We start from the raw sequence: 22,486 nt of genomic DNA, 5'->3' as shown, positions 1-22,486 counted from the left end.
TGGAAAGGGTTAAAAAACTTTTTGATCAACCATATTAAGCAAGTATTGCCCGTAACCACTCTTTTTAAGTGGCATTGCTAGATCTCTTAACTGTTTTTCATCAATAAACCCAGACCGATAAGCGATTTCTTCAGGGCAACATACCTTTAAGCCTTGACGCTTTTCTAAAGTTTCGATAAAACTAGCAGCTTGCAGTAGGCTATCGTGCGTCCCCGTATCTAACCAGGCTGTACCGCGACCCATAATCTCAACTTTAAGTTCACCTGCTCGCAAATATTGCTCTATTACGTCGGTGATTTCTAACTCACCTCGTGCTGAAGGTTTCACATTTTTGGCAAAATCGACCACTCGATTATCAAAAAAGTACAAGCCTGGCACCGCATAATTAGACTTGGGTACTTCAGGCTTTTCTTCAATGGACAGCACGCTTCCATCACAATCAAACTCAACCACACCGTATGCCGTTGGGTTAGCAACATGATAACCAAACACAGTGGCGCCAGTTTGCTTAGATGACGCACGTCTTAGTGACGTAGACAAGTCGTGCCCATAAAACAAATTATCACCTAAAACTAAGGCTGCTGGAGCACCATTAAGAAACTGCTCAGCTAGAATAAAAGCTTGTGCCAAACCATCAGGACTTGGTTGCGCAACATAATCAAAAGTAATTCCCCAATCACTGCCATCACCAAGTAGCTCTTTAAAACGTGGCAATTCTTCAGGAGTAGCGATAATCAATATTTCTTTTATACCAGCTACCATTAGGGTAGATATTGGATAAAAAATCATTGGTTTGTCATAAATTGGCATTAATTGTTTACTAACAACTTTAGTCAACGGGTATAACCTAGATCCCGTTCCGCCAGCTAAAACAATACCTTTACATCTCGAATGACTCTTTTCTATTTTACTATTTCTCATAAACTCACTTTCAACTGCTAAAGATATCTTTTAACCAAGTTCTTTAACGGTTGCTAAAATAATTCTTCCAATACCAAATAACATTAACTGCAAGGCAGCAAATAACGATAAATTATAGACCACCTTAGGATATTGATTATCCTCAGGCAGCGTAGGAGCCTCAACAACCATCAAATATTTGAGTTGGCGGTATGCTTCAATCCGAGCTTTCTCTAAAGAAACCTGTGATGCCGTATAGGATTGCAGCGCTAATTCTAATGCTATTTTATAGCTTGAATACTTAGATAAAACTTCACTTACTGAATTGCTCTGTACTTGCTGTTTATCTACATTAATATTTGTAGGATGTAGCATTGAAAGCCTATTGCGCTCATACTCAAGTTGCTGTTTAAGGGCCGATATTTTAGCAATCGTGCCGATAACTTGAGGCGCTTTGTCCGTCATCACTTTTTGGAGAGATTTTAGCTCTGCTTCTTGGGTGGCTATATTGGCTTCAATACTATAAGTAATTTGTTGCATCGCAAGCCCTTCAGCTTGAGGGTCTAATAGATTGAAATCTTGCTGAAAGTTCAGTAGCTTTGTCTTTGCGTCTTTAAGTTTTAATTCAACCAGTTGATGCTCATTATTAATAAACTTTAACTGCTCTTCTGCAAGTTGATGACCTATCGAATTGATAAACCACTCAGCTCGTTTAACTAGTTCATTGTTGAGTTCGTGAGCAAACTCACCATCAAAAGCTCGAACTGTAATTGTTATCACAGCTGACTTTTCATCAATTTCAACTGCAACATGATCAAGGTAATATGAATATTTATCTTCTTTTGTAGACCAACTATGCAATCTTGAAAAAAAGTCCACATTAGATTCGCTGAAGTGTTTTGTAAAATCAGTTTCTTGTTCGAGGAAATTAAACATATCTTGCGAATGCACATAAGCTTTCACTAACTCAAGATCTGAAGATGATGGTGAGCTAACCCCTAGACCACTTAACATGGCAAGAGATGAGTCCATCGTTGCCAAGCCGTCGGGCTGTTGTACAATTAGCTGAGCGCGACTTTCATAACCTACGCTCGCCCAAACAATTTGATAAAATGAAAATATTGCAAAAGGCAAAACTAAAAATATTACCCATGGCTTAACTAGATGTTGTAGTGTTGAATTTAGTGGAGATGTTATTGTTTCAGGCTCATCTTGTACATTTTTTTGAATACTTGAATTCACTTCATCTGCTTTGACTGATGGCTGTTCAATCATTTGCATCTTCGATTTTTCAGCTTCAATCAGTGAATTGACCAATGTAGTCAAACGTTTTAACTCATTGTCAACGATGCCATTAGTTGGGTAGATTTTTTTTGCTCTTTCAACGATTCGCTTTGCTAGCGCGACATCTTCTGCCTCAATTTCTTTGGCCACTTTCAGTAACTTAGGTACATCATTCAAAATGTCTTTGAGTGACGTTCGAGCTAGTTTTTGAAAGCGTTTTTCTACTTTTTCGACTGCAAAATTACTCATAATTTTTTCTTTATAGTGATTGGTATTTGCTAATACCTTCTTCTAAATCGTTGTAAAAGTTCAACTTCCCTTTATCTAGTACAATTGCACTATCACAAAAATGCCTTAACTCATCCATTTCATGACTAACCATAATAACATTAGCTATTTTACTTCGCTCCGTTAGTGCCGCTTTAGTTTTTCTCTTAAAGCTAGCGTCCCCAACAGATGTTACTTCGTCGATCAAATACACATCAAAATCTAACCCCATTGAACAAGCAAAGGCTAACCTAGGGCGCATACCACTGGAATAGACTCTTACTGGTAAATCAAATTTATCACCAAGATCAGAAAAATCTCGTACTCGTGCAACATAGGCGTCTATATCAGAAACTCCATTGATCATGCCGATAAACCGTGTATTTTCTCGGCCAGTCATTTGTGGATGAATACCTGTAGTTAATGCTACAGGCCATGATAAATTAAGGTCGGTTACAATTTGCCCTTTATTAGGATATTCGCTACCAGCAAGTAACCTAAATAAAGTCGATTTACCTGAGCCATTAGCACCTAATATTGCAATATTGTGGTTTGATGGGATCTCAAAACTGAGATCTTTGAAAATATACTGATCCCCAATTTTTGATGGGTAATACTTACTTATATTATTTAACTTAATCATTTTATAGCCAAATTATCATGCGTTTCGTTAGCGACTAATAGCTTGTTTCCAATAGCCTTGATACGATGCTAAAGCTAAAAATGATAAACAAATAGTCACACCTGTAAGGTAACCAAAACTCACACCAGCATTACCATAACTTCCGTAAGCTGAATAACGAGCTAATTCAATTGCATGCAACATTGGGTTCCAATCTAAATACTTCCACATCATTTGCGGAAAATCCTGTAACGAAAAGAAAACACCAGAAATAAAAAAGAACGGTCTCAGCAACAGGCCTTTTACTTTATCGGTTTCTGGTACAAAACAAGATGAAATTGCAAAAATAATGCCTACGGATACAGAAGTAAACCATACTAAAATGAAAACAGCTATTAACTCTAAAGGGTCATCAATTCTTATTTCCATCTTCAAAAAATACATTATCAACATGATAACAATGCAAACGAATACCTTTACAAGCAGCACAAACAAGGCACTAGCTAAAACACTGCTTATAGGTTGTACTTGTCTAAATGCAAATAAAGCTTTGTTCTTCTTAATTGCATTTGAGGTGGAGTTTACCGTTTCCAAAAAAAACTGAATAAGAATAAGCCCTAATGCCATAAATGCAAAAGTAGGTATGGTATGAGTTTCACCACCGTCCATTCGACCACGAACAAAAGACAGAATAAAAATGAAAGCTACAGGATTAACAACTGACCAAGCAATACCAAACTTATCGTTAAATCCGGTTCTAATTTCACGTACAAACAATGCAAAAATAACGTCACGCCATATAGCCCAGTTATTTCGCTTTATTATTTGAGTCACAATTTTATTACCTAGTTAAATAGCATTAGCAGCAATAGCGATTTGGTATATTATTTGGGTTACATCTTTAACCGATTGCATCAATTTTGCATCAACACGTGGCAACACTATAATTTGGTCGCCAGGTTTAATTGGGCCATTAGAATTTATATCTACCATGCCATTAGCATTAACTACCATTATTTGTTCGTAATTCGCACGTTCCGAATAGCCACCTGCCCATGCAATATAGTCTTTAATACTCGCATTGGGATTGTAAACAACGGCTTGCGGCATAATCACTTCGCCACCAATTTGAATCAGATCAGTTTGTGGTGGTATATAAATAATATCGCCTTCTTCTAATTGTATATTGGCGATTTTACCGTTGTCAGCAACAATAACTTTACCTAGCGGCTGAACCGTGCGCGCACGCTTGGTAAACTCAAGAACCATTTTAGCTTCTTCGGCGCGAATACGAGCTTCGCCATCAGAAGAGGCAGGTGCAGTAAACACACTTCGCTCAAGACGGTTGAGGGAATCTTCAATCTGTTGTTTTTGTGCGATAGCAACACTACGACGCTGAATATATATGTTTTTATAATCAGCGAGGTCGACATCAATCGGAACCTGAGCTAGCACGTCATGCAGGCGAGTATTATTTTTGACTGCAAAATAAGATGGTCCGCTGTAACTGCCGGCAATTTGAATGTCAAATACCTGCGCACGTATATCATCGTTAAAAAAGAGCCTGTCACCATCTTTAAGCTTAAACTGTTGAAACTCTTCAAGCGCCATATAAACAGAGAAAGGTCCGTCTGCTCTATCACCAACTACACCTACATGGCTAACTTTAGCTAGAGGGCTGGCATAATTTGCAAGCTCTTCGCCTATACCTGTATCATTTTTAAATTCAAACCTAAACGGGTATCGCACGCTGCCAGACACAACAACGGTAGCTTTTTGGCGTGATACTAAGATGACATCATTATCTTTGAAGTTAAATTGAGGCATATAGCCTTTGACAATAAAATCATACAGGTCGATTTCATGAATCGTTTTATTTTGTCGAATAACTTTTATACTACGATAACTTCCTCGCTCTGAATCTATACCACCAGAACGTTTTAGAAAATAGAGTAAACTGTCTGAAGCAAGGCCAGCGTATTGGCCTGGACGAATTACATTACCAGTAATAAACACACTTACCGGAGTAGAGGTTAGTAAGTTAACGTAAATTTGGACTGCATTTTTATAAATACTGCGGATTTTTGTTGTTACCACGGTATTAATTTGGCTGGCTTTTACATTGGCCACATTAACTGGGCCAACATTGGTAATAAATAAGTTACCTAAGTTATCTACCGTTAATACTTCCGATAAGTTAACGGCACCCCACAACTTGATTGATACTTTGTCTCCAGGTGCGATGATATAATCATCATTGAGCCCGTCTAACCGTTCTGACTCATAACCACCTGCAAACAAATTGGCACCAAATGGTGGTGGTAACCCTATTTCTGATACAGGCAGTAACTCTTGAGCGGTAGCCTCGCCTGGTAACAATAACCCTTGTCGTTGAGCGCTATTAAAGCTGCCTTGCTCCATAGCTGAGTTAGTTAATGCTGGCGCGGATGCAGATTGCAAAGCCGTTAAGGAGTTTATACTTTGACTACTTTGCTGTGCGTTTGTTGCAGGGGCTGATTGTTGATTTTGCAACGTTGCCAGTTGTTGTGCACTCAACGTTTCAGCTGACACGGTTGAAATAAGAAACAAGCTAAACATAGCTAATAAAGAGCTTATAGATACTGTTCTAGTCATATTTATTATCATTGGTCATTGCCTAGGCTAATCAGTTCATTTTTATTATCTATAACATTTGGTGTCATCACCCAAGATGAGCTGTCAGCTGATTGACACACAACGCGTGTTTGTGGCGTTAACGAAGTTAAACGCTTAAACAATGACACCTTGTGGCATTGCGTACCAAGAGCCGATATATATGTTTGCTCCAACTTAATATTTACATCTTGATAAAGAATGACTTCACCCGCTTGCCGACGACTTAACTCAAGCCATAACTCTTTTGGCACTGTTTGCTGGCTATTAGACACTTTAACAGTTTCTATCATATTTCTTTTCGCTTTTACTGTCGGAGGCGTAGAGCTACAGGCGACAAGAAACAAAACAGGTGCAACAGCTAGAAAATTTATAATTGGTTTCATAACATCACATATTCAAATATTATTAGAGACTTACTTAATTTTTTTAAAATAAGCGATAATTGTCCAGATACGGGAAAGAACTAAGTTATACATAGAAAAAACGGCAATAAACAACATAAACATTAGCCATTCAGGCCATTGATAAAGCTCACCTAAACAACCAAAACCTGCAAACATAAAACTAATAACGGTAATGATTGCTAAGGTTTGACGGCGAGTAAAACCTGCCCTTTCGAAAATATGATGCAAGTGATCTCGGTCTGGTTTGAATGGTGATTTACCTTTTTTTATCCGCCGATACATAATTGCAGCCATATCCATCAGTGGTATTGCAATAATATACAGAGCAGTAACCGGGCGAAATGCTCCCATTTCGGCCTCAGTACCAATAACAAGTAGCCAAGCGATAGTTAACCCAATAAACATATTACCGGCGTCACCCATAAACACCTTCGTTAACGCTTTAGATGGCCACCCTAAGTTGAACATTAAATAAGCAGCCAAGCCTGCAATAAAAATAATGGGCAACAAGAACCACTCAGAAGTAACAGCACTAAATAAGAAACCGAGTGAAGAAAAGGCCACCAGACTGAGCATACCTGCTAAACCGTCAATTCCATCAATCATATTAAATGCGTTAATACAGCCGATAACCGCGACAATTGTAACCAGTATGCCAAACACTCCTAAATTGATAGTGCCATGACCGAACAGCCCACCAAATGAGTGAAGGTAATGTTCTGCACCAAATATCATCATGCAGGCGACGAAAATTTGAGATGCGATTCTCAACCTCACAGACAAATCATATTTATCGTCTAAGACGCCAATAAACAAAACCATTGCAGCAGATAGTAAGTAAATGTTTAGCGACTGACTTTGCTCAATAAACATCATAGATGCCGTTAATACACCAATATATATCGCAATACCCCCAACTAACGGTACGGAACCAACATGTACCTTGCGTTGAGTCGGTATATCAACTAAACCTATTTTTACAGCGATAGGTTTAGCCAGCCTTATGGCTAAAAACGATACTGAAAATGTCCACACTAATGGTAAAAACCAATCCATTTTATCTCCATCCCCCTAAACTAAACTTTGTTTAACATCCTTGTGGGGTTCTAATTTTTAAATTTTCTACCTAATTTGCGCCTTCAGCAGCATATTTTTGACACGCTACCGCCCATGGATTACGGCTTCCAACATGCCCGACCACCTAAGGACTTATCAAATTAATTAACTTAAAAAAATATTCTATATTTTTTGTAAAAACATTTTTTTAAGTCATTACCGAAAGCAACATTTACAACCAACAACCTAACAAAATTGGCACTCCCTAAATATTGCTTTATTTAATCCCCACAAATTGAATAAAAGAAACATTGAAATAATGACGAGGTAGATTGCAATGATAAGAAACAAATTGCAACTACCGGAGCAACACAAAGCTAACCGAAGCGCTGCTCAACAGAACTAATGACGGCACGGTCGACACTAACCCTTTGTTGCTTGCCCATTATTTCAAATAGTACGAAACAACGTTTCTCACCATTAGCCTCATCGAATACCCCTTCTAACTCATTGAAAGGACCGTCGATAAAGCAAATTTTATCACCTTGCGTCATATTTAATGGCGCAATATCCGGCTCGATTGTAGATATTAAATGATGTTCACGCATTTTTAGCTCATGGATAATACTGTCATCAATCGAGGTCATTAACTCTTTACAACCTACAATGCGGATTACCCCACGGGTACTATGAATGCGTGCGACGCTAGTCACATCAGGATCAAAATATACAAAAAGGTAGTTGGGGAACAGTGAAACACGGCGTACAGTTACTTGTCCCTTTTGTAACTGTTCTTCAGGGTAAGTGGGGAGATAAGTTTCAATGCCCTGTAAAGCTAAGTTTTGTTGCGCTCTCTTTTCACCACGAGGTTTGCAATAAATCAAATACCAAGCTTTCATTTTATCTCTCTTATTCTTTTATAAAGTTGTGACTTCCTTTCACTGCTTGAGATACTAGCAAAATTACCTGCCATTTTAAAAGTAATTTACTCTATAAATGGAACTCAGCTTCCCATTTTTATGTAATTATTTGTGGCTGTCTCTTTTCAGCTCATTAAGTCAGCAGTCACCGCCTTATAATTGACTTAAGCCCCTTTTAAAGGGTATATAAGGTGGGCTTTATCCCGTTTAACGCTATTTTTAGCTTTAAATTATAAAAATTAGAATATAAGCACAAAACATATCGATTGAATTCGCTACATTGCAGGTCGTAAACACGATTTATGGCCCGTTAGTAACGTAAAATCGTGATAATTTTAAGAAAATACATTTCTGTGGTGTTTTTAACCCACGGGCAATCACAAGTTGAAGGTGGAAGATTAAATGAGCGGAGTAAAACCCCAGGGGACGATGCTTGGGCATCCGAAGGGATTGTTCCTGTTGTTTACAACAGAGCTATGGGAACGATTCAGTTATTACGCGATGCGCGCCATATTGGTGCTATATCTAGTAGATAAAGTACAAACAGAAGGCGGGCACGGTTTAGGCTGGACTCAGGCTGATGCAATTTCGCTCTACGGTACTTTTACCGGTTTAGTTTATCTAACCCCACTGCTTGGTGGCTGGTTAGCTGATACTTATTGGGGACAGCGTAAAGCGATTATGATTGGTGGCGCATTAATGGCTATGGGTCAATTCCTGCTTGCTTTACCGCATAGCTGGGTCCCTGGTTTAGAAACGACCATGTTCTATATTGGTCTTGGTACGCTGATTCTGGGTAATGGTCTATTTAAGCCAAATATCTCTACCATGGTTGGTGACTTGTATGAAGAAGGTGATCACCGCCGTGATGGTGCATTTACTATCTTCTACATGGGTATTAACGTAGGTGCTTTCCTATCCGGTATTATTGTCGGTTCAGTCGTTGCAGCTAATGATGGCAATTTCCAAATGGGCTTCTTATGTGCCGGTATTGGTATGATATTCTCCCTTATCATCCAGTTCCTTTTTGCACAAAAGCTACTTGGTGACATCGGCCGCTACCCAGCTGCGAAACTTGAAAAAGAAAAAAATGCTGCTGCGGGTAATGAACGTAAAGAGCCTCTAACTCAGGTTGAACGTGACCGCATTAAAGTAATTATGGTTTTAGGTTTATTTACGATTATATTCTGGGCAGGTTTTGAGCAAGCAGGTGGCTTACTTAACTTATTCACCAACGACTTTACTGATCGTATGATTGGTGGCTGGGAAGTCCCAACCACTTGGTTCCAGTCACTTAACGCAATGTTTATTGTGATTTTTGCGCCTGTTATTGCATCTATTTGGGTTCGCCTTGGTAAAAATGAACCAAACTCTCCGGTTAAGTTTGCTTTAGGCCTAGTACTTCTAGGCGTTGGCTTCCTATTTATGATTGGTGCTGTACTTGAAATGGGCGGCGACGCTAGTGCCAAATCAAGCATGTGGTGGTTAGTGGGTGCATACTTCTTCCATACTATGGGTGAATTATGTTTATCTCCTATCGGGCTTTCAATGGTGACAAAACTTGCTCCGCTGCGTATTGCATCATTAATGATGGGCGCATGGTTCTTGTTCATTGCTTGTGCGAATAAGATTGGTGGCGTAATTGGATCATTTATTGGTCACGATGGCGGTAAAGAAGAGCAGCTCGCTAACGCGATGGCTATCTTTGCAGGTATCGCAATTACATCGGCTGTTTCAGGTATCATCTTGTACTTTATGGCTGATAAGCTTGTTACGTGGATGCACGGTGCTGAAGACCATGCAGAAACGGAAGAGCAGGCACTTGAAGAAGAGATTGCGGTGACAGCTGAACACGAAGCTATCAAGCGCTAATATTATATCGGCTTGTTGTTGAAACACGCTGGTTAAACATTAAAGTGCTTCGTTTTTACGAAGCACTTTTTTATTGTCGTTTGTAAGTTAATTGAGCCAATCTAAGCTTTGCTAGTATTAACAATATACTTTCCCATATAACTCGCACTACCTCCTGCTTTAAAGCTGGCAACCGCCCTTAAGACTCCACCACGCTAAAGTTAGCGTTCTCTTCTAGATGTGATCTAATGTCTTATCCTTAAGTGTATGCGGTCATCAACTGCAAGAGTATTTGGCTGACACATCGACGTTTAGTGGGTGACAGGCTGAGGTTAAGATATATAACACTACTCATTGAAAATTAATGTTGATATCAGCTGAAATTAGCTACGACTCTAGCTTAAAAGTAGGTGTTTGCTTGGCGCAGCTTTGTTGTTGCCAGCACTGCTGTTTTTAAGCTTGGCTATTTTGGCGGCAATTTTTGAATAAATTGCCGAATGGGGAGTGATTATAGCCGGGACAAAATCTATTCGGCCGACTCTAACGCTAGTTGAATATAGCCACCGGCGGCTGATGTGGTGTCATGTATAAGCCCATGAAATTGATCATTGAGCAGCTGAAGTTTGTGCTCACTCACATTTGTTAAAATACACAGTTTATCACCGGCTTTCAGCGACCTATGCTGAACTGAAGGATGACCCCAATCAAGCACTCCTAATTGTAATGAGTCAGCCAGAGCTAGCGGCGTGAGCCCTTCGTCATTACGCAAGTAACAACGAAACTCACTGCCAGCTTGTGCGATGGCGGCTTGCTGGAGGTTTAAATCAATCACAACATAAGACATGTCGACATAAATATCTAAGCCTGACTTTGTCATTCTGTCATTTAAATAACTGAGCATTTCAAATGGCTGAATAATTACGGTCGACAATTGATTTCGATATTGCTTTAACTGATGATTTACAAAGCTTTTTAATAAAACACTAGCAAAAGCAGCTCGATTATCATGCGGATAGAAATGTGCCATATACATCATGATATGCGTTTCATCTAGTAAAGCTGTATCAATAAAGTGAGCACTCACTTCGTTGGTATTAAACAGGCTATAGTCAATCTTAGCTTTAGGGTATTCAATTCGACTTGGTGGAAACAGTTGTTGTTGTACACTTTTTGCTGCTTGTTCGCTTTGCTCTAGTATTTCAAGATTTTGGTTCAACTCTAAATATGATAAAGACTCCGTTTCATCAATTTGTAACGAGTCTTCCATTGAACTGGGCAAGCACTCTATGATGGCATTTTCAATAAGGTAAAGATCTGGCACTGGCTTAACTAAATAGTCGCTTGCACCATGCCTAAGCGCATCAACGACGTCAGACATAGTTTGGTTACCAGAAATAATAATAGAGGGGACTTCTGGCCGATGTTTGTTCATTGCCTTAAGCATGGCAAGGCCATTAAGCTTAGGCATGCTTAAATCGGCAATGACTACGTCAAAACGTTGGTTTTTAAATTGATTAAGACCTGCTACACCGTCGTCAGCTTGGGTAACAAATGCGCCACGGCTGGTCAAAAAAGACGTAACTATCTGGCGGAAAACGGGATCGTCCTCCACTATCAAAATTTTTAATTCTTTTAGCGCCATTTGCCGTCCTTTACCAAAACAGCGTAAACTCACATCCTTGTTATATGTTTCCGCTCATGTCGGCTCATATTGAATATGGTCAACAATATTATTATCTAATCAAGTTCATCCATATATTCATCAAGAAGCTCGTCGTCATCTTCACTTTGAGGAATATCACCGTCATATACTTTATAGTCCATATGTTGGAAATATGCATCTTTAACAAAAGTATATGGGTCTAAAGCATTTTCAATTAATCGTTCCTGATCAATTGCTTCTGCCCGTAGATGTAAGTTTTTAAGGCCCCACTTTAACACTGTTTGCCAAAAGGTCAGCTCAGAAAGAGGGAAGTATAGATCATCAACCCAATTAGATGCGATCTCTCGGGTAACATAGGGCCCTACAAAAGGAGCCATAAAAAATGGACCGTTAGGAACACCATAATAACCAAGTACTTCATTAAAATCATCTTGCTTACGTGTCATCCCCATCATTTCAGCCACATCGACCACGCCTAACAAGCCTAAAGTACTATTTACGGTAAATCGACCCCCAGCGTTGGCAGCCCAACCCCACTTTCCCTGCAAAGTATTGTTAACAACACTACTGGGCTCTTCGAGGTTAAGTACAAAGTTATTGATCCCGTTTTTTACAGGATCTGGAATATAGTCATTATAACCGTGCGCTACTGGCCGATAGAAATAACGATCCATGTACAAGTAGTTTAAATCCCACATAACGCGGTTGAACCCCTCTATCGGGTCGCGGGGATCATTGTATGTAACCGTTATTTCAGTTTCATCCGCGGTACTGCTTTCAGTCGCTATTGCTGAAAAACCGACTATCGCCAAAGAAAGTATAATCCATTTACACGTCATAATTGTCTCAATAAAAAAGGCTAAATATCTCGCTTAATACATCTATTAAATATTTATGCTCTACTGCCGATAAAGAGTTTTGGCAGTTAAAGTCGTGTACGTTGAAGATAGAGTTATCATAATCATATGATAAGACAACGATTAAGCACGATAAGCATACTCAGATAAACGATCTGGTCAAATACATTTTTGTGATATTTCATTACCATTTTAATCACTTAAGCAGGTAGTTTTTGAACACAACCAACATAAACACTATAAGTTTACACTCTGTCGGCGATAAGCTCGCAGCGATGCAGTCAAACTCATTACTGCCAGTAGAGTTAACCGTTGCTAAAGAGGCTGTTTTACTGCAACTAGCAGGGCAAGCATATTCCATTAAAATAAACCCTATGGCAAAAAAGCAACTTGCTAACGCGCATTCCTACCTACTCAATATAATACAGCAACCCGTAATAGCCAGTTATTACAAGCAAATACATTTACTCCTGCTAGGTCAATCTTTGCTTTTCCCTTTGCCAGAATCAATCGTCTCTCTGGCTGCGACAAATGGAATTTCACAAAAAAAACTGTTGAAAGTAAGCAAAAATAAAATGGGATATTTACTGCCAACCGCTGACAATATCGGTGGGGTTCTGCAATTTACCAACGGGCAAACACTGCCTCTGCCGATATTAAGCAAGCTTGCTGATGGCCCCTACTCTGTTGCAATAACAGCCAAAAATCAACAATTACGCCTACAAGTAACACCTATTCAAACGAGTATCCCAATTAACTTAGGTGCCCCTGTTACGACTTCGGAACCTGTATTAGCCGTTACAACGCCAATGCCAGCAGCAGACACCGTAAAAACTGATGCCAGTGTAAACTACAAGCTGCTATTTCAGGCATTAAACACGTTATCTACAACTAACGCCAAATCAACACTCGAGCAGCAATTGCCAAACGCTGACAAGGCATCATCGCCGCAGCCACATTTTCTAATGGACGCCTTGACTAAAGCCGGTGGCCTTCCCCCTAATTCGCAGCCTAATAAAAGCTTCCCCTCAAGCTTAGCCAGTGCATTATTTAAGTTAATGCCCAATTTAAGTCCTAATACACTTTCGTCGCTGTCAGAGCCCAAGCTATTGCGCCAAGAATTATTGGGCGCCATGAGTCATAATATTGATCCAAGCACATGGTCAAGCAATCCTAACACTCATATCAGCACCGTCAGCTTATTGTGTCAGTTACTTATCGGCCGTAGAGTCAGCCACCAACCCTCTGTAGATTTCACGGCAAAAATAGCGCAATTACAAGCAACGCTTGGGCTACCGGATCAATTCTTAGCTTTAATGGATAACGAGCGCATAACCCAACCATTAAAGGCGTTAATCAACAATGTAAGCCTTTATCAGCAGCACTCAGGCGCTGTTGACGGTGTTAACCATTGGTACTTTACTATTCCTTACTCTGTAAATCATTATCAAGAGCAGTTTGAAGGCCATATTGAGCAGCAAAAAAACCAAACTAATGGTGAGCAGACATGGAAACTTAGACTCAAATTTAATCTCTCTAGCGGCCCACTATTAGTCACTGTTTCCGCCAATACTGCGGGGATAACGGCTCGCGCATTAGCTAGGAACACTAATGAAGCAAAACATCGCGATAATAACGCGCTACAGTTAGCCGTCAATTTCACCAGTGACAACCAAGAGCTATTAACAAAAATCAATATGCTAAGCCCAAGTCTAAGTAAAAAAATAACCCAGTTAGGGCTCTCGATTACTGCGGTTAATACACAGCTTCAAGCCGTTGCAGCAACATTATTACCCGGCGATCACTACTTGATTAAGGTCAACGTTTAACCCCAATAGAAGAGGTCTTTACATGCACAGCGATTCAAAATCAACGAAGGCGGTGGCGATAAAGTACGAGCATGGCACGGCACCAAAGGTGACTGCTAAGGGAGAGGATGTTGTTGCACAGGAGATGGTAGCGCTCGCCTTGGCTGCAGGAGTGCACATTCACCAAGACGAACATCTATGTGAGTTTCTACAGCAACTCAGTATTGAAGAGACTATACCTGAAGCTCTTTACTTAGTGATTGCCGAACTCATTGCGTTTACTTACGTACTTGAGGGGAAATTTCCAGAAAAATGGAATAATATGCATCAAAAAATAATGGAGGAGGTATAATTAATACTAAAGATCAGCATTTAAGCTACTAATTAGCAACTAGTTTTTACCATGTAACCGAAGAAGTAGCTCTGCTTCTGCTTTTGGTAATTCACACTCATGCATCAGCTCGTCAATGCCGGCACCTAAACCGACCATTTTCATCGCTCTTGAGTACAATTTGGCCTGTGGATCTTGTTGGCTGGCTTCATCAAGTTTGACATCTTGTTGTTGCAGTTTCTTTTCTAGCTCAAGTACTCGCCGACCAACACCAATAGTGCCACTTCTGAGTTCCTGTAACTCACGTTTTACCGCTTCTCTTTGCTTATCGCCGTCTTTAACCAATAAGGTTAATGCTTCCACTTTTATTTGTAGTTTTTCGCTTTGTTTATGTAAAAATAATACTAAACCAACAACAAAAACAACAAACGCGAGTGCAATAGCAATAAGCACTTGTTCAGTAATCATTTATCTCTCTTCTTTTGTATAAACATATACCCAACCCGGTTGGAGGTGCTACATTCAGCACGCAAAAATAGCTGGGTTAACAGGTGGTAGTCGGTACTTTAAATCAAAAATTAGGCTTTTACCTAGTTTGCTCGCTTTCATACAGCCATTTAAATGAGCACTTTTCAGATAAAAGCGCTCAAATTGGCTGCGCTAATTATTTAAATTTGCGTCAGTTCAACCCACTCTTCATCAGATAACAATTTATCGAGATCAACCAAGATGAGCAGTTCGTTTTCACGGTTGCTCACGCCTTGAATAAATTTGGCACTTTCTTCAGTACCAACATTTGGTGCATTATCTATTTCAGAGCGACGTAGATAGACCACTTCAGCAACACTGTCGACAAGTATACCGATCACCTGTTTTTCAGCTTCAATAATGACAATTCGAGTTGAATCCGTCACGTCAGCTGACGCGAGCCCAAAACGAGAGCGAGTATCAATCACGGTGACAACATTACCACGTAAATTGATAATACCGAGCACGTAATGTGGCGCACCAGGCACTGGGGCAATATCAGAAAAGCGCAGCACTTCTTGTACCTGCATCACGTTAATGCCGTAAGTTTCGTTATCTAGCTTAAACGTCACCCATTGTAAAACCGCATCGTCATTAGCTTTTGCGGCTACACTATTAGAACTTGTCATATTTGCCTCAATCAATAGTTTGCTAACTATCCATTTTAATTACTGAATAAGCATATCTTTCTACGCTCATCAAACCAATCAATTTAGTCTAAAAATATTAAAAACTTATCAGTCTATCGGCCAATTTTAATATTTCTAAACTCAATACTACATTCTCGCTGCCATTATTGTGGTTCAGGGCAATTGGCGCTAAAACTAGCCTTGGCAACCAAGGCCAGCGTCGAGCATTTCAATCAATGCATCAACGCTTAAAATGCCACACATTTGTTCTTTAACGACCCCGGCTAACCAGGGCCTTTTTCCTGCTTGATGGCGCCAATTAACCTGGGATTTGTTGATTTTAACCGTATTAACTAGTGACTCGCAGGTTAAGCCCCAGTTGCTGTCTTTCAGCACAACGATATATTTATAATCCACTGCTTGTGCCAAGTTATCATCATATTTTTCGGGCATAACCCACGCACAAGTATCAACAACATTTAACTGAGTATTGCGGTGCTGCTGCACTCCCATATACCAAGTGGCTCGCCCTACTAAGTGATTAATGCGCCCAAGGTTTACAATGGTGCCCAAACTAACTAAAGGTACGGCAAGGGTTAAACCAGCAACCTGAAAAAAGAGTACCTGAAACTCTTCATCCAACTGTTCCAATAACTGCTCGGTAATATTCACCGCCGTAGCTGGGTTATTGTTTATAACACTGGGTTTGAGAGCATCAACGTCTAGGCTATCTTCAGTCGGTGCAGTCTCATCGACTGGCATAGCAATAATACTTTCATCCACAATGGGGGTCACTGCAGGCGCGTCGACCACTTGTGGCTGAATGTTGTTTTCAAGCTCTTGTGCAACAGACACAGGTGCCAATAACGCTGTTAATGCTTGTTGATTAAGCTGAGACTCGCGCTCGGCAGGCGCATATGTAACAGCGTCGACTATAGGCTCATGTTGCGGCAAACTCGTCATTGCTATGTGCTGCAACGGTTCACTCGCAGGCATTTCATCGACGGTGGGATCATGCAGTAACAATGAAAAATAATCACTAACGGGATCATCAACCAATTTTGACATGTGACAATTCCTTCGACAGCAAATAGTCCAACAATCGGCCGTAAGCTTTAACGCCACGACTACGTGGCGCAAAATGTGAAGCTGGTAGATGACTTAAACTCGCATCTCTAAATTTTGTATCGACGGGGATAACCTCTGGCCACAAATGATTGTTGTGGTCATCATTTAATATCAATAAAGCCGCGCCACTGGCACGTGTACGTTTATCGTACATTGTTGGTACGATGGTATAACTATATTGAATTTTCTTTGAACGCCCCATCAAGATCATGGTCTTCACCATTCTATCAAGGCCTTTAATCGCTAAAAATTCAGTTTGAACAGGTACAATAATATGTTGGCTTGCAGCTAATGCATTAACCATTAGCACCCCTAAAACAGGCGGACAATCGATTAACACAACATCGTATTGTTCTTTTATTAACGCTAAGGCTTTGGTCAAAATAAGCCCCATACCTTCTTGGTGGCCTAAGCTGCGGTCTAAGGTGGCAAGTGCCATGGTTGAAGGCATCAAATCTAGCCCCGACACATTGGTGGGGATGATATATTGCGCCACCTTATCCTGTGTCAGTGTTTTATGGCCAATAAATAGGTCATAAAGCGAACTCGGTAACTCTTCACTGTCAATGCCTAAGTAATAACCTAATGACGCATGAGGATCAGTATCCACCATTAAAACTCGCTGACCACGCTTAACTAACGCGCCTGCTAAGCTAGCAACCGTCGTTGTTTTACCAACACCACCTTTTTGGTTTGCTATGGTCCAAATCTTCAAAATGATCCTTATAAGAGGTATATCATTGCGGTAAATTATCTTAACTCGCGTTAGGGTAGACTTTAGTCTTCTGGCGCTCGGGTTGTGATCCGGATCCCACCGTGAGGCAAGCTGATATAATTCACCCCATCTTCATCGACCTTCATTTTAATAGCGGCTGCAGGCTCAGAGCCAACGCCAATGCTAGCTTTTGCTCCTGCCTCACTAATCGGCTCTAATGCAATCGCCTTACTAACATCAACGTGTTCAACGCCAGCATTTTTAAGTTCAACTATCTCTGCATTGCTCTTACGTGCATCAATTAACCGAGCGGTATCAGGCATAACTAACTCCAAAGGTGCCTCACGAGGAGGAACCTCAACGTTAGTGTTAGTCGCTACACTGTCAGGCTCCTCAATTGCCCCCGCCCCCACAGGCATAACCGTTGGTTCGCCGTTACGTGCTTGAGATACGTATGATTGTACAAACTCAGGGTTATCAGCCATCCAATTCGCCATGACTGCAGCTTGCTCGTCTGGCACCATAAATAGCACTTGGCTATCCGTTAATTCTGCCACTCGTTCACGCAACAATGCATTTTTATTCTTAAGCTCAATATAAAATGAGCCAAGGGTAAATATGGTGACACTAAGCAGAAAAATGATTAACAGATAGATGGTGTTTGCCGTGCCAAATTGCACTGTTATTGTATTGAGCGGTACTTTACGGTTAACCATTAAACGTTTCTTTTAAAATTGATTCAGCCATATAGTCAATGCCAATAGACTTAGACGCAATGCCACTATTAATCACCGCTTGCGGCATTCCGTAAACCACGCAGCTGGCTTCATCTTGTGCCCAAATGTTGGCCCCAGCAGCTCTAAGCATCCGCGCCCCTTCACGGCCATCAGCGCCCATTCCTGTCAATACAACGGCTAGTACATCTCCGCCAAACACTTTAGACGCAGACCCAAAGGTAATATCGACACTGGGCTTATAGTTCATTTGCTCTTTTCCAGCTAACACCTTAATACGACCGCCACGCTCAAGCATCATTTGCATGCCGCCTGGGGCTAGGTAGGCGCAGCCTGCTCGCAATTGGTCACCGGTCTCAGCTTCTTTAACTTCAATTTTACACAGCCCATTTAGACGGCTAGCAAACGTTGGTGTAAATGCCGCAGGCATATGCTGAATGAGCACAATAGGATGCGGGTAATTAGCCGGCAGTTGCGTTAACACTTTTTGTAGCGCTACAGGCCCACCCGTTGAGGTGCCTATTAGTAACGCCTTGTATTTTTTCCCGCTAGCACGAGCAACCACATTGGCACGACTATGAGGTCTATCTGCAGTTTGGGTTGGCTGCGACAAAGTGCTAGTGGATAATTTTGAGCGTTCAGTGCTTGACGGCATAATTGCCGCCGGCCGAGCAATTGTAACTGCCGCTTTAGGTCTTGTTGCTGGCTTAAATAATCGACGCCTTCCCAAAGTTTTAATCCGTTGCTGCAACAAAGCAACAGCATCGTCTTTATTGGTGGCGATATCTTCAAATCTTTTTGGCAGAAAGTCGAGCGCTCCAGCCTCTAGCGCATCGAATGTCGCTTTAGCACCGTCATGAGTTAATGACGAAAACATGAGAATGGGCACTGGCTGGTTAGCCATAATTTTTCTAACTGCAGTGATCCCATCCATCACAGGCATTTCAATATCCATCGTAATGACTTGCGGGTTAAGCTCTTTGGCTAACTGAACAGCTTCGAGACCATTATTTGCCGTCCCAACCACCTCAAGACTTGAGTCTTGATTCACAATTTCACTTACGCGTCGTCGAAAAAAACTTGAATCATCAACAACTAATACTTTAATGCCCATTTATAATCCTATAACGCATGGGGTGCCAGCTTGGCTACGGCAAACGTAGCTAAGTTAGCCGTCAACGCCTAACTTAGCTCTATATCACGTTAACTTTTACTGCGAGCGTAATGCTTAAGTAAGCCTGGAACATCTAAAATCAACGCAATGCCACCGTCAGAGGTAATGGTAGCTCCAGCCATGCCTGGCGTACCATGTAATAATGTACCCAGCGGCTTTATCACCACTTCTTCTTGACCAATTAACGAATCAACCACAAAGCCAATCTGCATGGTACCTAGCTGCACGATAACTACATGACCGTGTTTTTTGTCACCATGGACTAATGACGATTGAGAGCGGGTAAGCCAATGCTCTAAATAGAATAATGGTACTGCTTTGTTACGCACAATAACGGTTAGCTGACCGTCTACCACGTTGGTTTTAGTCAAGTCTAAGTGGAATATTTCATTCACACTCGACAAAGGTAGAGCAAACACTTGCTGGGCAACTTCGACCATTAACGTTGGCATAATTGCCAATGTTAGCGGTACTTTAATTTCTATACGTGTGCCCTTACCTAGCATTGAATTAATAAAAATGGTGCCATTTAATTGGGTAATGCGAGTTTTCACCACATCCATGCCAACACCACGGCCTGATATATCTGAAATTTTTTCTTTGGTTGAAAAACCGGGAGCAAAGATCAGGTTGTAGGCTTCTTCATCGGTGGTTCTTGCCGCAGTATCTTCATCTAACACACCGCGTTTGATAGCAATGTTTTTCAGTACATTAGCATCCATCCCTGCACCATCATCATCGATTTTAAGCAGAATATGGTCGCCTTCCTGGCTAGCTGAAAGGGTGATTTTACCCGTTCTAGGCTTGCCCATTGCTTCACGGTCATCTGGTAATTCAATACCGTGATCAACAGAGTTTCTCACTAAATGCACTAACGGATCGGCTAATGCTTCAACCAAATTTTTATCAAGGTCGGTATCTTCACCAACCATAATAAGATCAATCTCTTTATTTAATGTGCGCGCTAAATCTCTTACAACACGTGGGAAGCGACCAAAAACTTTCTTAATCGGCTGCATTCGTGTTTTCATCACAGCACCTTGTAAGTCGGCTGTGACGAGATCTAAGTTTGCCAGTGCCTTTGACATTTCTTCGTCATCACGAGAAACACCTAAGCTTAATAGACGGTTACGGACTAATACTAACTCACCGACCATGTTCATGATTTGGTCAAGTCGAGAAGTGTCAACTCGAACTGTTGTTTCACTTTGTGGCGTATTATTGGCTTTAGCGATAGGCTTAGCGGCCGTAACAGGTTTAACTTCAGCATTAACCTGCGGCGCGGCAACTGGAGCAACAATAGGCTGCGGTGGAGTCACCGGCTGTACTACGGGCTCAGGCTGTTGAACGGTCGTTGCAGGTACCGCCGCAACCGGGCTCCCCGAACCATGCAGCTCGTCGAGCAGCCGTTCAAATTCATCATCAGTGATCTCATCTGAGTCGACTGCGACAGCAACGCTTGGCTCAGCGGCTTTGTCAGGCATTGCTGTTGTTGAAAACTTCCCAGAGCCATGCAACTCATCTAATAAAGATTCAAACTCATCATCGGTAATGTCGTCAGAAGCTGCTGAGCTATCGGCCATTGCAGGGCTAGTTGCACTTTGATGCTTGCCTTTACCATGCAAAGCATCAAGTAAAGCTTCAAACTCGTCGTCATTAATATCGTCAATACTGCCACCAGAGGTCATATCTGGTGCCACAGTTCCAACTGGCTCCTCAACTACCGGTTCTGGTGTAACGACAGGCGCGGCCACGGTGGTGGCAACTTCAACAGGAGCACTTGTTTGTGCATCTGCAATTTCAGACGGCAATAGCTTGCCTGCGCTGAGTGTTTTGAGCTGTAACAATAGTTCGGCATTGGCAGGTGACTGCGGTTGACCCGCTTGTGTTTCTGCAAACATAGAGTTAATAGAGTCAACGGCTTGGAGGATCACATCCATCAAGTTTGCACTCACATTACGCTTGCCTGTGCGTAATAGGTCAAACGTATTTTCAGCTTCATGGCAAACATCAACCATCGGAGTCAAACTGAGGAAACCGGCACCGCCTTTAACAGTATGGAAACCTCTGAAAATCGCATTGAGCAGATCGGTATCGTCAGGGTTATTCTCTAACGCTACGAGTTGTTCCTGTAGAAGCTCTAAAATTTCGCCAGCTTCAATCAAAAAGTCCTGCAGTATCTCTTCATCTACATCAAAGGACATTCTTTTGACTCCTTAAAAACCTAAACTTGAAAGCAGATCATCAACTTCATCTTGTCCCGTCACCACATCTTGACGGCTCTCGGCGTTCATAATGGGACCTTCTGCTTCAACATTCACCGCGGGGGCACTATCTGTCATTAAAGTGGGTTGCTCACCGAAAGCGGTCAACATACCCACTAGGCTATTTTCAACTTCTCGTACAAGTTCAATGACACGGCGGATCATCTGGCCGGTAAGATCTTGGAAATCTTGTGCTAAAAGTATTTGATTTAATAGCTCTTTAACTCTACCAGCATCGGATTCACTTCTTTCAACAAATTGTTGAATATCGTGACACAACACCTTAAATTCAGTGAGTGGTAACTCGCGGCGCATGAGTTTATCCCAGGCCGGTTTGACAGCTTGAATATTATTACTCAACGCACTGGCTAAAGGTAAACACTCCTCGACGGCATCCATGGTCTTGTTAGCAGCTTGCTCCGTCATATCTATCACGTAGGTCAAGCGCTCTTTGGCATCAGGGATCTCGGTATTGGCGAGTTCAACTAGACGATTATCCAGATGAAATTCTGAAATAGAACTGTGAAGTTGACGCGTCAAGCGACCTACTTCATCAAAGAGTTCTTTTTGGAGCGGTAACGCTATCTCTCTTAATAGGTCATCAGCTTTGTTTTGCTCTTGATCGCGCAATAACGCAACAAGACTCTCAGCTTGTTCGAGAGTAATGAGCCCTGAAGTATATTGCTGCATTGCTCA

At 41.3% G+C, this 22,486-nt stretch carries 21 protein-coding genes; 3 read left to right on the top strand and 18 right to left on the bottom strand.

The window, feature by feature from the left end; all coding sequences use genetic code 11:
• Positions 1 to 9 precede the first annotated feature (9 nt).
• From rfbA to rfaH, 8 genes are all read right to left on the bottom strand, one after another.
• Complete coding sequence (gene rfbA / locus RGE70_RS05670) at positions 10 to 921, bottom strand: glucose-1-phosphate thymidylyltransferase RfbA (RefSeq protein ID WP_310470560.1); 912 nt, start codon at positions 919 to 921, stop codon at positions 10 to 12.
• A gap of 30 nt (positions 922 to 951) precedes the next feature.
• Positions 952 to 2,433, bottom strand: a complete 1,482-nt coding sequence (locus RGE70_RS05665; protein WP_310470559.1) for a KpsE/RkpR family capsule polysaccharide export protein — start codon at positions 2,431 to 2,433, stop codon at positions 952 to 954.
• A gap of 10 nt (positions 2,434 to 2,443) precedes the next feature.
• Positions 2,444 to 3,094, bottom strand: a complete 651-nt coding sequence (locus RGE70_RS05660; protein ID WP_310470558.1) for an ABC transporter ATP-binding protein — start codon at positions 3,092 to 3,094, stop codon at positions 2,444 to 2,446.
• A gap of 27 nt (positions 3,095 to 3,121) precedes the next feature.
• Entirely contained in the window at positions 3,122 to 3,907 is a 786-nt protein-coding gene (locus tag RGE70_RS05655; protein WP_310470557.1) for an ABC transporter permease, read from the bottom strand.
• A 15-nt stretch (positions 3,908 to 3,922) separates the two neighbouring features.
• Positions 3,923 to 5,707, bottom strand: a complete 1,785-nt coding sequence (locus tag RGE70_RS05650; RefSeq protein WP_375087904.1) for a polysaccharide biosynthesis/export family protein — start codon at positions 5,705 to 5,707, stop codon at positions 3,923 to 3,925.
• 8 nt (positions 5,708 to 5,715) lie between these two features.
• Positions 5,716 to 6,111, bottom strand: coding sequence for a DVU3141 family protein (locus RGE70_RS05645; RefSeq protein WP_310470555.1), 396 nt, complete (start codon positions 6,109 to 6,111; stop codon positions 5,716 to 5,718).
• A gap of 30 nt (positions 6,112 to 6,141) precedes the next feature.
• Positions 6,142 to 7,188, bottom strand: a complete 1,047-nt coding sequence (wecA, locus tag RGE70_RS05640) for a UDP-N-acetylglucosamine--undecaprenyl-phosphate N-acetylglucosaminephosphotransferase (RefSeq protein ID WP_310470554.1) — start codon at positions 7,186 to 7,188, stop codon at positions 6,142 to 6,144.
• Positions 7,189 to 7,565: 377 nt separating this feature from the next.
• A complete protein-coding gene (rfaH, locus tag RGE70_RS05635; RefSeq protein ID WP_310470553.1) occupies positions 7,566 to 8,087 on the bottom strand; it encodes a transcription/translation regulatory transformer protein RfaH in 522 nt (173 codons plus the stop codon).
• Between the two features lie 423 nt (positions 8,088 to 8,510).
• Here rfaH and RGE70_RS05630 point away from each other — a divergent pair, with 423 nt between their 5' ends.
• Positions 8,511 to 9,980 (top strand): peptide MFS transporter, encoded by a 1,470-nt coding sequence (locus RGE70_RS05630; protein ID WP_310470552.1) that lies wholly within the window; start codon positions 8,511 to 8,513, stop codon positions 9,978 to 9,980.
• 505 nt (positions 9,981 to 10,485) lie between these two features.
• Here RGE70_RS05630 and RGE70_RS05625 read toward each other — a convergent pair.
• Together RGE70_RS05625 and RGE70_RS05620 are read right to left on the bottom strand one after the other, a co-directional pair.
• Positions 10,486 to 11,601 (bottom strand): response regulator, encoded by a 1,116-nt coding sequence (locus RGE70_RS05625; protein ID WP_310470551.1) that lies wholly within the window; start codon positions 11,599 to 11,601, stop codon positions 10,486 to 10,488.
• Between the two features lie 95 nt (positions 11,602 to 11,696).
• The gene (locus tag RGE70_RS05620; protein ID WP_310470550.1) at positions 11,697 to 12,461 is read right to left on the bottom strand and encodes an MlaA family lipoprotein; all 765 of its coding nucleotides are present in this window, start codon (positions 12,459 to 12,461) and stop codon (positions 11,697 to 11,699) included.
• A gap of 293 nt (positions 12,462 to 12,754) precedes the next feature.
• Here RGE70_RS05620 and RGE70_RS05615 point away from each other — a divergent pair, with 293 nt between their 5' ends.
• Together RGE70_RS05615 and RGE70_RS05610 are read left to right on the top strand one after the other, a co-directional pair.
• Positions 12,755 to 14,308 carry a hypothetical protein gene (locus RGE70_RS05615; protein ID WP_310470549.1) on the top strand — a complete coding sequence of 518 codons (1,554 nt, stop codon included), beginning with the start codon at positions 12,755 to 12,757 and terminating at the stop codon, positions 14,306 to 14,308.
• Between the two features lie 22 nt (positions 14,309 to 14,330).
• Positions 14,331 to 14,639 (top strand): EscU/YscU/HrcU family type III secretion system export apparatus switch protein, encoded by a 309-nt coding sequence (locus RGE70_RS05610; RefSeq protein WP_310470548.1) that lies wholly within the window; start codon positions 14,331 to 14,333, stop codon positions 14,637 to 14,639.
• Positions 14,640 to 14,678: 39 nt separating this feature from the next.
• Here the strand turns inward: RGE70_RS05610 and RGE70_RS05605 are convergent, their stop codons facing one another.
• From RGE70_RS05605 to RGE70_RS05570, 8 genes are all read right to left on the bottom strand, one after another.
• A complete protein-coding gene (locus tag RGE70_RS05605) occupies positions 14,679 to 15,086 on the bottom strand; it encodes a DUF2802 domain-containing protein (protein ID WP_375087903.1) in 408 nt (135 codons plus the stop codon).
• A gap of 200 nt (positions 15,087 to 15,286) precedes the next feature.
• Positions 15,287 to 15,775 (bottom strand): chemotaxis protein CheW, encoded by a 489-nt coding sequence (locus tag RGE70_RS05600; RefSeq protein WP_310470547.1) that lies wholly within the window; start codon positions 15,773 to 15,775, stop codon positions 15,287 to 15,289.
• A 195-nt stretch (positions 15,776 to 15,970) separates the two neighbouring features.
• Positions 15,971 to 16,843, bottom strand: a complete 873-nt coding sequence (locus RGE70_RS05595) for a chemotaxis protein CheW (protein ID WP_310470546.1) — start codon at positions 16,841 to 16,843, stop codon at positions 15,971 to 15,973.
• Positions 16,827 to 17,618 (bottom strand): ParA family protein, encoded by a 792-nt coding sequence (locus tag RGE70_RS05590; RefSeq protein ID WP_310470545.1) that lies wholly within the window; start codon positions 17,616 to 17,618, stop codon positions 16,827 to 16,829. Before RGE70_RS05590 ends, RGE70_RS05595 begins: the two co-directional genes overlap by 17 nt.
• A 62-nt stretch (positions 17,619 to 17,680) precedes the next feature.
• Positions 17,681 to 18,334, bottom strand: coding sequence for a hypothetical protein (locus RGE70_RS05585; RefSeq protein WP_310470544.1), 654 nt, complete (start codon positions 18,332 to 18,334; stop codon positions 17,681 to 17,683).
• Positions 18,327 to 19,466, bottom strand: coding sequence for a protein-glutamate methylesterase/protein-glutamine glutaminase (locus RGE70_RS05580; RefSeq protein ID WP_310470543.1), 1,140 nt, complete (start codon positions 19,464 to 19,466; stop codon positions 18,327 to 18,329). The genes RGE70_RS05585 and RGE70_RS05580 overlap by 8 nt, the downstream gene beginning before the upstream one ends.
• Positions 19,467 to 19,555: 89 nt before the next feature.
• On the bottom strand, positions 19,556 to 21,730 hold the full coding sequence (locus tag RGE70_RS05575; protein WP_310470542.1) for a chemotaxis protein CheW: 2,175 nt from the start codon (positions 21,728 to 21,730) through the stop codon (positions 19,556 to 19,558).
• 12 nt (positions 21,731 to 21,742) lie between these two features.
• Positions 21,743 to 22,480: a protein phosphatase CheZ gene (locus tag RGE70_RS05570; protein WP_310470541.1), complete on the bottom strand. Its 738-nt coding sequence runs from the start codon at positions 22,478 to 22,480 to the stop codon at positions 21,743 to 21,745.
• Positions 22,481 to 22,486 lie beyond the last annotated feature (6 nt).

Origin of the sequence: Shewanella youngdeokensis (assembly GCF_033180165.1) — a bacterium.
In the GTDB taxonomy this organism is placed as follows: Bacteria; Pseudomonadota; Gammaproteobacteria; order Enterobacterales; family Shewanellaceae; genus Shewanella; species Shewanella youngdeokensis.
This window is presented reverse-complemented; position numbering and strand designations above follow the sequence as displayed.